Here is a 15759-nt window from a genome sequence, read left to right as displayed (position 1 = left end):
GGGATTCTCCTCAGAAGGACACGCCTTTATCCTAAAGCAGCTCTCTTGGATTAAAAAGTGTTTGCTAGGATACAAACCTGCGTGGCCCTAGCCAAAGAACAGAAGTGTTCACTTCTCCTTGGGCTTCTCGGCTGGGAGATACCGATTGGGATCCGGCGTAGCAGGAGGAGGCAGTTGAGGGGTACTGGGGTAACCAAACCAGATGGTTGCCAAACCTTTGAACCAAAGGAAGAGCCAGATCCACTGCCACTGAAAATCAAGTTTTGCGCCTTCTAGGATAGCATTGTCTAGATTGGATCCCTCCAAGTTGGCGTAGCTCAAATTGGCCTTCCTCAGATTGGCTTGGCTGAGGTTAGATCCTCCTAGATCCGCTCCAATGAGGCTGGCTCCACTTAGGTTTGCCCCGACCAGTTGCACCCCGTTGAGCTTGGCCCAATTCAAATTAGCGCCGCTCAGGTCAACCCCACTCAAGTTTCTCTTGGAGGCTTGACCGTTGACGATCTCCCACACTAGACGCCACTTGGCCTCGATCTGGGTTGCAGGAGAAAGGATCACCCGCTGCAGACTGGCCAGCTCCAGATCTGCCCCCCTCAGGTCGGCGCCGCTGAGGTTGGCTCCGCCCAGCTTGGCCCTCTTTAGATTGGCTTCATCTAGGCTGGCCTCGCTGAGATCTGCCCCAATCAAATAAGCCTGGCTTAGGTTAGCTCCACTGAACCTTACCCCGCTGAGGTCTGCCCGGCTAAGGTTGGCCTTTCTCAAGTCCGCCTCTCTCAAGTCTGTTTGGCTCAGCTCCTGCGAAGGGGCGCCAGCATGGAAAATCATGAACCACCAGCTACTCTCCGAGCTGGCCTCTCCAGAAATCACCGTCCATCTCAAGCTAGGCAAGTTCAGGTCTGTCTTGCCCAGTTTGGCTTCGCTGAGGTCGGCCCCAATGAGGCTGGCCCCCCTTAGGTCTGCGCCGTTGAGCTTAGCCCGTCTCAGCTTGGCTCCAACGAGGTTGGCTTGCGCCAACTTGGCCCCCACAAGTTTGGCCTTGGCTAGTTTGGCCTTGATCAGGCTGCTTCCACTGAGGTTGGCACCGCTTAGGTCTGCCCCGCTGAGATCCGCTTGGTTTAAGTTGGCCCCCCTCAGATCCGCCTGGCTTAGATTGGCTTTGCTCAAGTCTGCCCACTGTAGGTCTACGCCGCAGAGGTTGGCCCCGCTCAGGTCGGCTCCCACCAAGTTCACGCCAGTGAGCCTGATCCCGCTCAGATTTGCCCAGCTCAAGTTGGCCCCGCTCAAGTCCGCCTGAGCTAGGTTTTTCCCCTGAGCGTGGCCATTGACAATTTCCCAGACCAGCTGCCACTTGTGGTCAATTTGGGTTTCGGGGGAAAGGATAGCTCCCCGCAGGCTGGCCAGTTGCAGGCAAGCTGCGCTCAAATCGGCCCCGCTGAGGTTGGCTCCCTCCAAGCTGGCCCACCGGAGGTCGGCTCCCTGGAGGTCGACTTCCTGCAAGTTAGCACCGACAAGCCGTGCCCCCCTTAGGTCTGCTTGCGCCAAGTTGGCCCCCCGCAGGTCAGCCCAATCCAAGTTGGCCTCGCTCAAGTCCGCCTGAGCTAGGTTTTTTCCCTGAGCATGGCCGTTGACAATTTCCCAGACCAGCCGCCACTTGCGATCAATTTGCGTTTCGGGGGAAATGACGACCCAGTTCAGGTTGGCGTCTGCCAGATTGGCTCCCTGCAAGTTGGCGCCAATGAGATTGGCCCCCATCAGATTAGCTCCCTTTAAGTTGGCTCCTCTCAGATCTGCGCCGCTGAGGTCTGCCTGGCTGAGGTTGGCTCCAATCAGGCTGGTGTGGCTTAGATTGACCTGGCTCAGCCTTGCCCGAACTAAACTGGCCCCGCTTAAGTCAAGCCCCCTTAGATCTAGCCGGCTAAGGTTGACCCTCCCCAGATCTGCCCAGCGAAAGTCCCGCTCGCCGGCTCGATATCTCTCTTCAGGGTTTCCAACTGGACGTAGGGGAACGGGATATCTTTTTGCTACTTGCACCAGTGGAGGGATGCCAGAGTTCAGTAGGGTTTTCCAAACCGCAAACTGCACTTCCCAATCCAGGGGTTGTAGCATTGTCTGTAGAAAAAGCTTTCTGCTTCTTTGGCCAAAACTTCCAATAGCTCCATTTCCGCTAACGAGATCCCCCCTTCTAGAAACCAACTGAATAACTTCTAAACTACCGGCAACTTGTCCACCCTTGCTGATAGCCACGGTCTATCCCCTGTTGGCTAGCTTCGTCTCCATTTTTACCTTGGCCCTGGAGAGGGCTCAAGTCAAACTTGAGGGGTTCTCTCCAGGAAGCCAGTCTTAATCGAGTCTTAAGATTGTCTAGAGCATTTCAAGCATGCCAGGCTCGAGAAGAGGAGTTCAAACCTGGAAAAGGGATCCCTTGTGCCAGACAATTGAATTGATGGTCATTTCAAACTCGATTAAGACGTTCTCTAGGCACTCCGTGCTGCCGGCCCGTTCGCGATAACCTATAGAAACCGCAGCAGCCCTGCCCTGTACCTGTAGGGTCGGGAGGAATAGGGCTTTGCTTGAGAGGGTAAAGCTATGAGCCGAGTCCTGACTCTCTCCCGCAAGCTCAAGGTCTCTACATCGCCAGCCGCCAAGCTGGAGGCGACCTTGTTTGCTTTTTTGCCCAAGCCCTGCTTGCACCAGCGGGTCGGAGGCCTTACTGGGTGAAGCAGAACACCGTCCAACTGAAATCCGTACCCGCTTTGGCTTATCCAGCAATAAGGACTCCGTCCCGCTGGCGCGATTGGCACAACAGGTCTGCAGGCAAGTGGCCTCTGCCCGTAGGGTTGGCCAGCCGGAAAATCGTCCGGTCAAGGTGTTCGAGAGTGGCTTTGTTACCTTTCCCGCTAGCGGGACGAAGTCCTTTTCTGCAAGAAGGCCTGGACAGGGTTGCTGACCACCGTTGAGGGGTGGGAACTCTGGCGGTCGGAGTCGGGTAGTTTACGCCAAGCTCTTGCGCAGCACCCCCTGCACCAGCAGAACTGACACCACCACAAACCCCGTCAAGAGGCCCAGGGATCCCGCCAGGGTGAGATCGCCCCAGGGGGCCTGCAGCACCACATCAGCAAAGCTCCAGCTGCTGGTGCGATAGACGTGGCGAATCGGCTCAATGGCAAAGGTGAGCGGGTTAAGGCTAGCCACCCAGCGCAGCCAGGTGGGCATGAAGCTAAGGGGAGCCAGAGCGGTGCTGGAGAAAATCAGGGGCAAATTCACCAAAAAGATAAAGGCCAGCAGCTGCTGGTGACCTGGCATGGCAAAGGCCAGGCCCAAGCTCAGGGCCGTAAAGCCCAAGACCAATAGGCCCACGATCAAGGCCACCACTGCCAGCCCCCGCCCGTCCGGGATCCCGCCGCCGAGGACGTAGTCTGCCCCCACGATCACTGCCGTCTGCAGCAGCGACAAGCTGATAATGAACAGGCTAGAGGCCAGCACAATGGAGAAGCGAGAGGTAAGGGGAGCCACCAGCAATCGGTTTAAAAATCCGAACTCCCGGTCGAAAATCACTGGCACGCCGGCATTTAAAGCCCCGCCAAAGGCCGTAAACACGATAACTCCTGCTCCCAAAAACTGGGTGTAGTTTTGTCCAGCCCCAAAGATGCCAGCAGGGGCGTTCTGAAATAAGGCCCCGAACAAAATCAACCAAAGCAGCGGCTGGATGATGCCGACCAGCAGGGTTACGGGGCGACGCTGCAGTTGGATAAACAAGCGTCGGGTGAGGGCAAAAGTCTCCTGCCAAAAGTCGGCCGTAAATAGAGGAACTGGGTTGGATGGGGTTGGGGAAGCGGCAGAGGTCATACCAAGGCTCCTGCAAAGTTTTGAACGAGGTAGGGATCGGGAATCAGGGAAAATTCTTTTTGCCCAGGTTGGCTTCAGCGGCAGCCAGCTCCGCATCCAGGAGGGTTTGCCCGGTTGCCGCCAAATACACATCATCCAGGCTGGGACGGGATTGGGTGCTGCTGAAAACCTCCAGCCCATGGGCCTCGAGGCAGGCACGGATCTGGCTGAGGGGATCCTCCCCATTGCGCCGCACCACCAAGTTGAGGGCGTTGCCCTGGGCGCTGTTGATTACCACTTTTTGGACAAAGGGCAGGGATGCCAGCAGTTCGGCTCCCCGCTGGGCCAGTTCTGGCGGCGCAAACTCCTGCAGCTTGACAGTGATGCGCTCGCCACCGACGCGGGCCTTTAGCTCTTCTGGGGTGCCTTCGGCAATCACCTTGCCGCGGTCGATGATGGCCACCCGATCCGCCAACAGGTCGATCTCCTCCAGGTAATGGCTGCTGAGCACCACCGTCACACCGGTGTTTTTAAGCTGGCGCAGAAAGTCCCAGATGGCCTGCCGGCTGGGAATATCCAGGCCCACTGTGGGCTCGTCCAAAACCAACACCTGGGGCTGGTGGAGCAGTCCTGCCGCCAGATCTAGGCGTTTGCGCAGGCCGCTGGAGTAGGTGCCGATGCGTTGGTCGGCGCGGTCGGCCAGCCCCAGCAATTCCAAGACCGCAGCAATCCGCTCTCGGGCCAAAGGCCGCGGCAGGTGGTAGAGATCCGCCTGCAACTGCAACAATTCTCGCCCCGTCAGCACCTTGTCTAAGGCCACCTCCTGGGCAACGAAGCCCAGCTTTTCGCGTACCGCCTTGGGATTTTCATTGACCGGGATCCCGCACACCTCGATCCGGCCCGCGTCAGGGCGCAGCAGGGTGCACAGGCAGTGCAGGGTAGTGGTTTTGCCGGCGCCGTTGGGGCCGAGAAGGCCATAGATCTGGCCAGGCTCTACTTGGAAGGAGACATCCGCCACCGCCACGGTGGATCCGTAGCGCTTCTGGAGTTGTTGAACCAAGACCGCAGGGGTATCTGACATGGGCCTCCACCTTTCGCTTCCTCTAGGCTATCAAGCCGCTTGGGAGAAAGGGGGAGCCATGGGCTTGCCCCCTCTCGGCAGCTCTGTAGCCGCCGACTCCCTGGGAAGTTGGGAGCCAAACCAAGCCTCAGGGTATAGTAGTTCAGGCCACTGGGTAGGTTGGGGGCGGATCCCTGCCCACCTTGCCATTGAGTTCGGTTGGGCTAAACCGTCGCCAACGGTTGTGGAGAGGAGAGGAATGCTCAAGCCAAAGCTTGCCTGCCGATCCCCCTTGCCAGCTTTCCCCCAAGGGGGCTCTGTGGCAACCCTTGGAACTTTGGTAACCTTTGCCCTCGGCCTGGTCGGCTGCGGCGAGGCAACAACCCCGCTTAGCCCGCTGGAAAATGCCTTTTTGCGGGCCGACGACTTTGCCATTACGGGGGGATCCCCGACGGCGGGCGCGGTGGGGCCTTACCTCCAATTCAACCTGCGGCGGCAGCGGGACAACCAGATCTTGAATCGTCCTTTCAACGTCTATGTGGAGAATGCAGGGCTGGCAGAAGGGCAACCTCCTCTGGTCGATAACCAAAACCGCCCCCTCCTGCTGCAGCGCTCGGTGGCCTTTTTGGGCAATGGCCTGGATCTGAACAGGGATGGCCAGCCGGATGCGCCTCCCCCCGATCCCCCCAGCCTCACCAGTGGCCCCCTGCTGCCCTATGCACCGCCCAACAACTGGCAAAGCCGCGCCGTCCTCGCCTACGTCCCTGGCCAGTCCAGTATCCCCGGACGTGGCCCTAGCGACCGCTTTGGCATTTACTTTTCTTCCCTCCTGCCCTACAGGGGGCAGCTTCGCTTTCGCGCCCGCGACGAACTGGGGAATGCTCCTGCCCGCACCTTTGAGGTTACCTACTCCCCAGCACCCCGGCGGGCCAATGTCACTGTTACCTTGGCCAACGTTAGCGCCAGCCCCCAAGAGCCGGTGCTGATTGCCATCTGCAACCAGTTGGGAGCTGCTGCCGTGGTGGGCCTGCGGAGCGGCACCTTTACCGAGCTGGTGGACCTTTTGCCAGCCCCTGACTTGCCGGTGGATCCCAGCTTAAGCGAGCCCATCCGCTACGTGGCCGAGGCCTATCAGTTTAACCGCGAGCGAACGGTTATCCGCGTCTCCCAGAATCCTGCCGATCCCAGCCGCATGAGTGTTCCCCTCTTGGGATCCGAGGGCGCAACCGGCAGGGCGGATTTAACCCTGCTGAACTCTACTGAGGATCGGCTTACTTGCTTTAGGGATCGCCTCTCCGACCTGCGGAATACTTTTTCTGACTTTTTTAGATAACTTTTGCCCCCAAGACCCCCTCTCCCTCCAGCAGAGGGGCTGGGGGTGAAAATCCGTTCCCAGCAAGCCTTTTTGGACTGTCTTTGCCGCTTGGGGCGTCTTTGTCTCAGCCCCAGCTGGGGGCTGCCCTCCTTTCCGGTTGGATGGAATTGCGATATGCTAGTTTCCCAACTCTCATAACGCGAACGATTCCCAGCTGTTTTTCCTCCTATGACCCCCCATCGCTCCCAGGTCTCGGTTCCTATCCTGCAGGAAAGCTGGCACTTTCAAGAGCGAGATGCCTGCGGCGTTGGGTTCCTGGTGGATCGCCAGGGGAGAGCTAGCCACGAGCTGCTGCAAAAAACCCTTGCTGCTCTTGCTTGCATGGAGCACCGTGGCGGCTGCGGCGGCGACAACCAAAGCGGCGATGGAGCTGGCATTGCCACAGCCATTCCCTGGCAACTGCTGCAGGCAGAGAGGGAGGAGATCCGGGCTTGGAATCCCCGCCGCAGTGCCGTGGGCATGGTGTTCTTGCCCCCGGATCCCGCCGAGTGCCAGGCGGTGCGCCAGCTCATCGACGAGTACTTGGCCACCACGGAGTGGGGACGGCCCCTCTGGCGCTGGGTGCCGGTCAATCCAGACTGCCTGGGGCCAATGGCACGGCAAACCCTGCCCTCCATCTGGCAGATGCTTCTTACCCATCCCAGGCTGGAGGGAGATGAGCTGGAGCGGCAGCTTTACCTCTTGCGGCGGCGCCTGCGGCGGCAGGTGGAAAGCCGGTTTGGCTATTACTCCATCTACTTTGCTTCCCTCTCCTGCCGGCTAATTGTCTACAAGGGCATGGTGCAGTCGGCGGCGCTAGGCCAGTTTTACCGCGATCTGCAAAACCCCCTCTACGCCACCGCCTACGCCACCTACCACCGCCGCTTTAGCACCAACACGCTGCCCCGCTGGTCGCTGGCCCAGCCCTTCCGCTACCTCTGCCACAACGGCGAGATCAACACCTACCTGGGCAATGTCAACTGGATGGCCGCCCGCGAGCCCTCTTTGGCCCATCCCCTCTGGGGCGAGGCCATCGAGGAGCTCAAGCCCGTCATTGATCCCGGCACCAGCGACTCGGCAGGCCTGGACGCGGTCTTTGAGCTCTTGGTTGCCTCTGGCTACTCTAGCCAGCAGGCAATGATGGTGCTGATCCCGGAAGCCTACCGCCACCAGCCAGAGCTGCAGAATCACCCGGAAGTGGTGGACTTCTACGAGTTTTTCGCTGGCCTGCAGGAAGCGTGGGATGGGCCGGCGATGGTGGTCTTCTGCGACGGCAAAACCATTGGCGCCACTCTAGATCGCAATGGCCTGCGCCCAGCCCGCTACGCCCTCAGCCGCGACGGGTTGCTGGTAGTGGCTTCGGAAGCGGGGGTGGTTCCCCTGCCGGAAGCCGAGATCCTAGAAAAGGGGCGGCTGGGGCCAGGGCAGATGCTGACGGTGGAGCTGCAAAGTGGCCAGCTCTACAAAAACTGGGAGATCAAAACACAGGTGGCGGCTCAGCACCCCTATGGAGAGTGGTTGAGGGCTCACCGCGTTCAGTTGGCTAGCCAAGACTTTGAGAGGACCCCGCAGCTTACCGAAGAACAGCTGCTCCAACTGCAAACCGCCTGCGGCTACTCCTCGGAAGATGTGGAGATGATTATCGAGGAGATGGCGGCTACGGGCAAAGAGCCGGTTTTCAGCATGGGGGACGACGCGCCGCTGGCGGTGCTCTCCGCCCAGCCCCACCCCCTTTACGACTACTTCAAGCAGCGCTTTGCGCAGGTGACCAACCCCCCTATCGATCCCCTGCGGGAAAGCTTGGTGATGTCTTTGGACATGTATCTGGGATCCAAAGGCAACCTGCTGGAGATCCGCCCTGAGCATGCTCGCCTGCTGCACCTACGCAGTCCGGTGCTCAACGAGGCGGAGCTGGCCGCCCTGCAGCGCACGCCTTTCTCCTGCCGGACGCTGCCCATCCTCTACTCAGTGGCCGCTGGGCCAGAGGGGCTGGCTGCTCAAGTGCGGGCCCTGTGCCAAGAGGCGGCGCAGGCAGTGCGGGAAGGAGTAGAGATCTTGATCCTCTCAGATCGCGGTCTCAGTGCTGAGCAGGCCTTGATTCCGCCTCTGCTAGCCGTAGGGGCTGTCCACCATCACCTCATTCAGGAGGGGCTGCGCCTGCGCACTTCTCTGGTGGTGGAGACGGCTCAGTGCTGGAGTACCCACCACTTTGCTTGCTTGATTGGCTATGGGGCCAGCGCCGTCTGCCCTTACCTAGCCTACGAGGCGGTGCGCCAGTGGTGGCACAAGCCCAAGACGCAAACCCAGATGGCGGCCGGTAAGCTGCCCCAGGTCTCGGTGGCTGAAGCCCAACAGAAGTACCGCGCCGCCATCGAGGCGGGCTTGCTGAAGATCCTCTCCAAAATGGGCATTTCCCTCCTCTCCAGCTATCACGGGGCGCAAATCTTCGAGGCCATCGGCCTCAGCCAAGAGGTGATTGACCTGGCCTTCCGCGGCACGGTGTCGCGGGTGGGGGGGATGACCCTGGCGGAACTGGCCCGCGAGGGTATGGCCAATCACCGGCGAGCCTTCCCAGAGCTCACTGCCAAAAAATTGGAGAACTTTGGCTTTATCCAAGCGCGGCCCAAGGGCGAGTACCACATCAACAGCCCAGAAATGGCCAAACTGCTGCACAAGGCCATTGCTTCAGGGCAGCCCGAGCACTACGAGATCTACCGGACCTATTTGCGCAACCGCCCCCCCACTGCTCTACGGGATCTGCTGGACTTTCGCAGCGACCGCGATCCCATTCCCCTAGAAGAGGTAGAGCCCGCTACAGCCATCTTCAAACGTTTTACCACGGGGGGGATGTCGCTAGGGGCCCTCAGCCGCGAAGCCCACGAGACCCTAGCCATTGCCATGAACCGCATCGGTGGCAAGTCCAACTCCGGCGAAGGTGGAGAAGATCCAGAGCGCTACATCCCCATCACCGACGTCACCCCGGAGGGCACGTCGGCGCGCTTCCCCCACCTGAAGGGCCTGCGCATGGGGGACAATGCCAGCTCGGCGGTGAAGCAGGTGGCTTCGGGCCGCTTTGGCGTGACGCCAGAGTACCTGCTTAACGCGCAGCAAATTGAGATCAAAATTGCCCAGGGGGCCAAGCCAGGCGAAGGCGGACAACTGCCGGGCAAAAAGGTCAGCCCCTACATCGCCAAGCTGCGCCGCTCTAAGCCAGGGGTGACCCTGATCTCGCCGCCGCCCCACCACGACATCTACTCCATTGAGGACCTGGCGCAGTTAATCTTTGACCTGCACCAGGTCAACCCGCAGGCGCAGGTGTCGGTAAAGCTGGTGGCGGAGGTGGGCATTGGCACGGTGGCGGCAGGGGTAGCCAAAGCCAATGCCGACATCATCCAGATCTCTGGCCACGAGGGAGGCACAGGGGCTTCTCCTTTGAGCTCCATCAAACACGCAGGGGCGCCCTGGGAGCTGGGCTTGGTGGAGGTGCATCACGCCCTGCTGGAGAACGGCCTACGGCAGCGGGTAATCCTACGGGTGGATGGCGGCATCCGCACCGGCTGGGAGGTGGTGATGGCGGCCATGCTGGGGGCGGAGGAGTTCGGCTTCGGGACAGTAGCCATGATTGCTGAGGGGTGCATCATGGCGCGGGTGTGCCACACCAACAACTGCCCGGTAGGGGTGACCAGCCAGAAAGAGGAGCTGCGCAGGCGCTTCCCCGGCACTCCTGACCAGGTGGTTACTTTCTTTACCTTCCTGGCTGAGGAGGTGCGCCAAATCTTGGCTCAACTGGGCTACCGCTCTTTGGAGGAGGTGATTGGGCGGGTGGATCTGCTCTGCCCCCGCGCTGGTGTGGTTTTGGAGAAAACCCAGTCCTTGAATTTGGAGTGTCTCCTGCGAACTCCCCCGGGCTTTGCTCCCCACCAGCGGCCAGAGTGGCTAGAGCACGAGCCGGTGCACAGCAACGGCCCAGTGCTGGACGACGCCATCCTGGCTCGGCCTGAGGTGCAAAAGGCTATTGAGACCTGCGGCACGGCCATGCTTGAGCTTCCCATTGCCAACACGGATCGCTGTGTGGGCGGGCGCATTGCTGGCACCCTGGCTCGGCTGTATGGGGATGCAGGCTTTGCCCAGCAAGGGGGGCTGCTGGATCTGCGCTTTGTGGGCACAGCCGGTCAGAGCTTCGGGGCTTTTACCCTGGCGGGCATGCGCCTGACCCTGACGGGGGAAGCTAACGACTACGTGGGCAAGAGTATGTGCGGCGGTGAGATCGTCATCCTTGCCCCCCCAGAAGCCCCCCGGGATCCAGCAGAAAACGTGATCCTAGGCAATACTTGTCTGTACGGAGCCACCGGTGGATCCCTGTTTGCCAACGGCCAGGCGGGAGAGCGCTTTGCCGTGCGTAACTCCGGTGCCCAGGCGGTCATCGAGGGATCCGGCGACCACTGCTGTGAGTACATGACCGGCGGCGTGGTGGTGGTGCTAGGGCGGGTGGGCCGCAACCTGGGGGCGGGCATGACCGGCGGCCTAGCCTACGTATTGGATGAAGAGGGCAACTTCCCCGCCAAGGTCAACGGCGAGATTGTGCGCATCCAGCGGGTGCAAACGGCAGCCGCGGAAGCGCAACTGAAGGGCCTGATCCAGGAGCACTACCGCCGCACCCATTCCCCCAAGGCCGAGCGTATCCTTAAGAACTGGGAGTCCTACCTGCCCCTGTTCTGGCAGGTGGTTCCCCCTTCCGAAGAAGGCAGCGAGCTGACGGATCCCACGCGATCCCAGCCGGCAACAGTGCAGTTGTAGGGGATCGCAGGGCCGGTCGGTAACACTTCTTATCCCCCCGACGGCCAAAGGGGCTGGTAAACTGCGAGAGTATACAGGAGTATACAGGCCTTTTATCCTGCAACCCCTATGACTTCCACGTTGCAAGCTGCCCGAACCCAGGCGCGAGTGCCCAAAGAGACCCTCCTAACACCCCGCTTTTACACTACTGACTTCGAGGCCATCGGCAAGATGGGGCTGGGCGATCGAGAGGCTGACTTTCGAGCCCTCCTAGAGGAGTTTCGCGCCGACTACAACCGCCACCACTTTGTCCGCGGTGAGGAGTTCAACCAAGATTGGGAAAGCCGGCTTGATCCGGAAGCGCGGCGGCTGTTTGTGGAGTTTTTGGAGCGCTCCTGCACAGCGGAGTTCTCTGGCTTTCTCCTCTACAAGGAGCTATCCCGCCGGCTGAAAAAGACCAACCCCATCTTGGCCGAGTGCTTTGCCCTAATGAGCCGGGATGAAGCCCGCCACGCCGGCTTCCTCAACCGGGCTATGGGCGACTTCAACATGGCCTTTGACCTGGGCTTTTTGACCAAGCACAAGTCCTACACCTACTTTGCGCCCCGCTTTATCTTCTACGCCACCTATCTCTCGGAGAAGATCGGCTACTGGCGCTACATCCTCATCTACCGCCACCTCGAAGCTCATCCCGAAAACCGCATCTACCCCATCTTCAATTTCTTCAAGAACTGGTGCCAGGACGAGAACCGCCACGGCGATTTCTTTGCTCTCATGCTCCTGAGCCAGCCGCGGCTGCTCAAGGGATGGGTAGCGGAGCTGTGGTGCCGCTTCTTCCTGCTGTCGGTATTTGCCACCATGTACCTCAATGACGTGGGCGAGCGCCCGGACTTCTACCGCCTCATCGGCCTGGATCCCCATACCTACGATATGGAGGTGATCTACAAGACCAACCGCGAGGCGGCCAAGGTCTTCCCGGTGGTGCTGGATGTGGAGAACCCTGAGTTTGTGCGCCGGCTGCAGAAGTGCGTGGCCAACAACGCCAAGTTGAGGGAAATTGCCCGCGGTTCTGGCCCCTTCAAGGGCCTGCGCAAGCTGCCCCTTTACCTCAACAACGCCTACCAGTTCCTGCGGCTGTTTCTGCTCAAACCGCGCAAAGCTGGCTTTTACTTGTGGGAGCAGCCGGAGCCTCGTTTTGAAGAAGCGGATGTTTCTGCTTGAGCGGCTCTTGATCCCAGCTCAGTATCGATAAGCCTCGTAGGTCAGCCATGAACATCGCCGCCGAGATTACGCCCCTCTTTTTGCTGGGAACGCTGGCCTTTTTGGGGTGGGGGTTCTGGCGAGCCCGCCAGCGGGGATCCCTGGCTGTCTGGGTGTGGTTCCAGGGATCCCTGCTTCTTTTGCCCTGGGTGGTCTTCCTAGGGCTCTTGCTGTTTGGGGTTTACCTCAACTTTGCCGGCTTCCTCCTGCTCTTGCTGGTGTTCACGGGGCTCTACATTGCCGTGGGGCGCAAAACCCGCCAGTTGGCCCAGCAGGAGCTGCAGGCGCGGCGGCAGCAGTTGGCCCAGTTAGGGGAGCGGCAGGAAGCCTCTTCGGCAGCTGAGGGGGAGGCGCCTGGGGAACGGCCAGCAGTGGTGTTGCGGGGCATCTCTGCGGAAGATTTGCAGGCCATTCAATCCATCTTCAGTCTGGACACCTTCTTTGTCACCGAGACTATTCCCTATGGGGAGGGGGCAATCTTCAAGGGCAACCTCCGCCGGGACGCAGAGGTAGTGGTGCCCCTGCTTTTGGAAAGGCTGAAGGAACGAGTGGGCGGCCGCTACCAACTGTTTTTGGTTGAGGATGCCTCGGAAAAGCCAGCGGTGGTGGTTCTGCCAGACGAGATTGTTAACTACCGCACTTCGACAGGGGCAAAGATCCTGGCTGCAGGCCTAATGCTAGCGAGCTTTCTGGCCACTTTGGAGGTGGGGGCCAACCTGCTGGGCTTCCGGCTGTTGGAGGCGCCAGGGCGCTGGGTGGAGGCCCTGCCAGTGGCGGCGGGGATCTTCGCCATTTTGCTGGTGCACGAGACCGGCCACCGCTGGATGGCCGGCAAGTACGGCGTGCGCCTCAGCCCGGCTTTTGTGATTCCCAGCTTGGGGATTGGCACGCTGGGATCCCTAAACCGCATCCAGTCGCCGGTGCCCAACCGCAAGGCCCTGTTTGACATTGCCTTTGCCGGCCCGGCGGCGGGGGGTCTTCTTTCCCTGGTGGTGCTGCTGGTTGGCTTGAAGTTGTCTGGCTCCAGTGGCCTATACGTGCCCACGGAGATCTTCCGCAGCTCCATCCTGGTGGGCACGCTGGCGCGGCTGGTGCTGGGATCCCAGTTGCAGGCGGAGCTGGTGCCCATTCACCCCTTCGTGGCCGTAGGCTGGATTGGCCTGGCCATCACCGCCTTGAGCCTGCTGCCGGCGGGCCAGTTGGACGGCGGGCGGATCGTGCAGGCGGTGTACGGGCGGAAGACGGCGGCACGTGCTACGGTCATCACCCTGATTGCTCTGGCAGTGGCAGCCATTAGTAACGTTTTGGCCCTCTACTGGGCGCTGCTGATTCTCTTTATTGCCCGCGAGCCGGAGCGTCCCCCGCAGGATGAGATTACCGAAACCGACGGCCAGCGGGATGCCTTGGCGCTGCTAGCTCTCTTTTTGATGGTGATGACCCTGCTGCCCATTGCCCCAGCCTTGGCGGGCTTCCTCAACCTCCCCAACGGCTAAAGTCTGGGAAGCTCGATGTCGCCGCCGGGAAAGGGCTTTGGCCCCAGCCGAGACAACAGAGAGAAGCATCTACAGCGCCTGCTGCTTCAGGCTCTCCACCATCACCAGAGGGGGCAACTGCAGGAGGCCAGCTCCCTCTATCAACAGGTGTTGCAGGCCCGGCCCACCCACCCGGAGGCGCTGCACCTTTTGGGGGTCTGTCGGCAGCAGCAGGGATCCCTGGAGGAGGCCATTGCCCTGATGCAGCAGGCGTTGGCGCAGCAGCCGTACTTTCCCGACGCCCACTATAATCTGGCGATTGCTCTTAAGCAGGCAGGTTACCTGGGGGAGGCAAAAGCCCACCTCCAGCAGGCTCTGCAGCAAGGGGGGCCGGATCCGGAAGTCCTGTACCAGTTAGGACTGGTGCTGCGGCAGCAGGGGGAGTTGGAAGCGGCCCTGGTGCCGCTGAAGCAGGCTCTGGAGTTGCAGCCAGACTTTGCCGATGCCGCCTATACGCTGGCCATCCTGTTGCGCGATTGTGGCCGGGAGGAGGAAGCGGCAGGGCTGTTCTACCGCCTCTGGCAAACTGATCCTGCCGATTTGGCAGCGGCCCTGGGCTGGTGTGTCAGCCAGTTGCCCCTGCTCTACGACACCTCTGAGCAGATCCCAGTTGCCCGGGAGCGCTACCGCCAAGCTCTGCAGCAGGTGAAGGCCCGCTGGGAGCAACTGCCGCGGGATCCCAAAACCCTAGAGCGGGCAGCTGCTGGTGTTGGCTCCGTCCAACCCTTCTTTTTGCCCTACCAGGGCCAGAACGACCGCGAGCTGCAGCACCTGTACGGATCCCTGGTAGGGGAGGTGATGGCGGCTCGCTACCCGCAGCCCCCCCTTCTCCTGCGGCGCCGTCCTGGGCGGCTGCGGGTGGGCATCGTCTCTGGCCTGTTCCGGGATCACTCTGTTTGGAAGATCCTGACCCATGGCTGGGTAGAAGCTTTGGATCGCTCCCAAGTAGCCCTCTACGGCTTCCACACCTCGGTCGTCCAAGACGAGATTACGCGCTCCCTGCCACCGCGTTTTGAGCAGTTTATAGCCGGATCCCGCAGCTTGGCGGAGTGGCAGGCGGCGATTCGAGCGGCCCAACTGGACGTGCTCCTCTACCCGGAAGTGGGCATTGACCCGGTCTGCGCCCAGTTGGCCGCCTTGCGTTTGGCCCCTGTGCAGGCCATGGCCTGGGGACATCCGCAAACCTCTGGCCTGCCGACGCTGGACGTTTTCATCAGTAGCGAACTAATGGAGCCGCCGGATGGGGCCGACCACTACACCGAGCAGCTCCTGCTTCTGCCTGGCATCGGCACCTACTACATCCCTCTGGACGTTGACCCCGCCCCTGTGGACTGGCAAGCGTGGGGTGTGGATCCCGATAGGGTGCTCTACCTCTGCGCCCAATCTCTGTTTAAGTACCTGCCCCAGTACGACGAGGTCTTCCCCCGCATTGCTCGGGAAGTGGGGCGGTGTCAATTCCTGTTTTTGCGGGGCCGCCTCTCCCAAGGGATCCGCCAGCGCTTCTGGCAACGGCTACAGCGAGCCTTCCACGCCTACGGCCTGGCCGCGGAAGACTATGTGCTGCTGCTGCCAGAACTCTCCCCCGCCGAGTACGCCGCCTACAACGCCCTGGGAGATGTTTACCTGGACAGCATTGACTGGTCTGGCGGCAACACCACCCTGGAAGCCTTGCCCCACGGGCTGCCCATCGTTACCCTGCCGGGATCCTTGATGCGGGGTCGCCACACCTACGCCATCCTGCAGCAGATGGGGATCCACGCCACCATTGCCTCTAACCTAGAGGAGTATGTCCGGATTGCTGTGCGCCTGGGCCTGGATGACCGCTGGCGGGAACAGATGGGCCAGCAGGTAAAAGCCCGCCAGGAGCGTGTCTACCGGGATCCAGCCCCCATCCGCGCCCTGGAAGCCTGGTTGCAAAGTCTGGTTTAGGTACTCTCATCCAGCCCAATAGCCTT

8 protein-coding genes are annotated in these 15759 nt (G+C 60.8%); 5 read left to right on the top strand and 3 right to left on the bottom strand.

What is annotated here, in order from left to right; translation table 11 throughout:
- Positions 1–108 precede the first annotated feature (108 nt).
- The 3 genes from NW822_RS08620 to NW822_RS08610 all read right to left on the bottom strand — a co-directional run bounded on the left by NW822_RS08620 (position 109) and on the right by NW822_RS08610 (position 4903).
- Positions 109–2103 carry a pentapeptide repeat-containing protein gene (locus tag NW822_RS08620; RefSeq protein WP_414404163.1) on the bottom strand — a complete coding sequence of 665 codons (1995 nt, stop codon included), beginning with the start codon at positions 2101–2103 and terminating at the stop codon, positions 109–111.
- Between the two features lie 885 nt (positions 2104–2988).
- Positions 2989–3843: an ABC transporter permease gene (locus NW822_RS08615; RefSeq protein ID WP_414404162.1), complete on the bottom strand. Its 855-nt coding sequence runs from the start codon at positions 3841–3843 to the stop codon at positions 2989–2991.
- A 43-nt stretch (positions 3844–3886) separates the two neighbouring features.
- Positions 3887–4903, bottom strand: a complete 1017-nt coding sequence (locus NW822_RS08610) for an ATP-binding cassette domain-containing protein (protein WP_414404161.1) — start codon at positions 4901–4903, stop codon at positions 3887–3889.
- Positions 4904–5201: 298 nt separating this feature from the next.
- Here NW822_RS08610 and NW822_RS08605 point away from each other — a divergent pair, with 298 nt between their 5' ends.
- From NW822_RS08605 to NW822_RS08585, 5 genes are all read left to right on the top strand, one after another.
- On the top strand, positions 5202–6215 hold the full coding sequence (locus NW822_RS08605; RefSeq protein WP_414404160.1) for a hypothetical protein: 1014 nt from the start codon (positions 5202–5204) through the stop codon (positions 6213–6215).
- Between the two features lie 210 nt (positions 6216–6425).
- A complete protein-coding gene (gltB, locus tag NW822_RS08600) occupies positions 6426–11033 on the top strand; it encodes a glutamate synthase large subunit (protein ID WP_414404159.1) in 4608 nt (1535 codons plus the stop codon).
- 108 nt (positions 11034–11141) lie between these two features.
- On the top strand, positions 11142–12233 hold the full coding sequence (acsF, locus tag NW822_RS08595) for a magnesium-protoporphyrin IX monomethyl ester (oxidative) cyclase (RefSeq protein ID WP_414404158.1): 1092 nt from the start codon (positions 11142–11144) through the stop codon (positions 12231–12233).
- Positions 12234–12280: 47 nt separating this feature from the next.
- A complete protein-coding gene (locus NW822_RS08590) occupies positions 12281–13765 on the top strand; it encodes a site-2 protease family protein (RefSeq protein ID WP_414362264.1) in 1485 nt (494 codons plus the stop codon).
- Positions 13766–13780: 15 nt separating this feature from the next.
- Positions 13781–15733 (top strand): tetratricopeptide repeat protein, encoded by a 1953-nt coding sequence (locus NW822_RS08585; RefSeq protein ID WP_414404157.1) that lies wholly within the window; start codon positions 13781–13783, stop codon positions 15731–15733.
- Positions 15734–15759: the final 26 nt, after the last annotated feature.

Source organism: Synechococcus sp. H70.2 (assembly GCF_047462275.1).
Lineage (GTDB): Bacteria > Cyanobacteriota > Cyanobacteriia > Thermostichales > Thermostichaceae > Thermostichus.
This window is presented reverse-complemented; position numbering and strand designations above follow the sequence as displayed.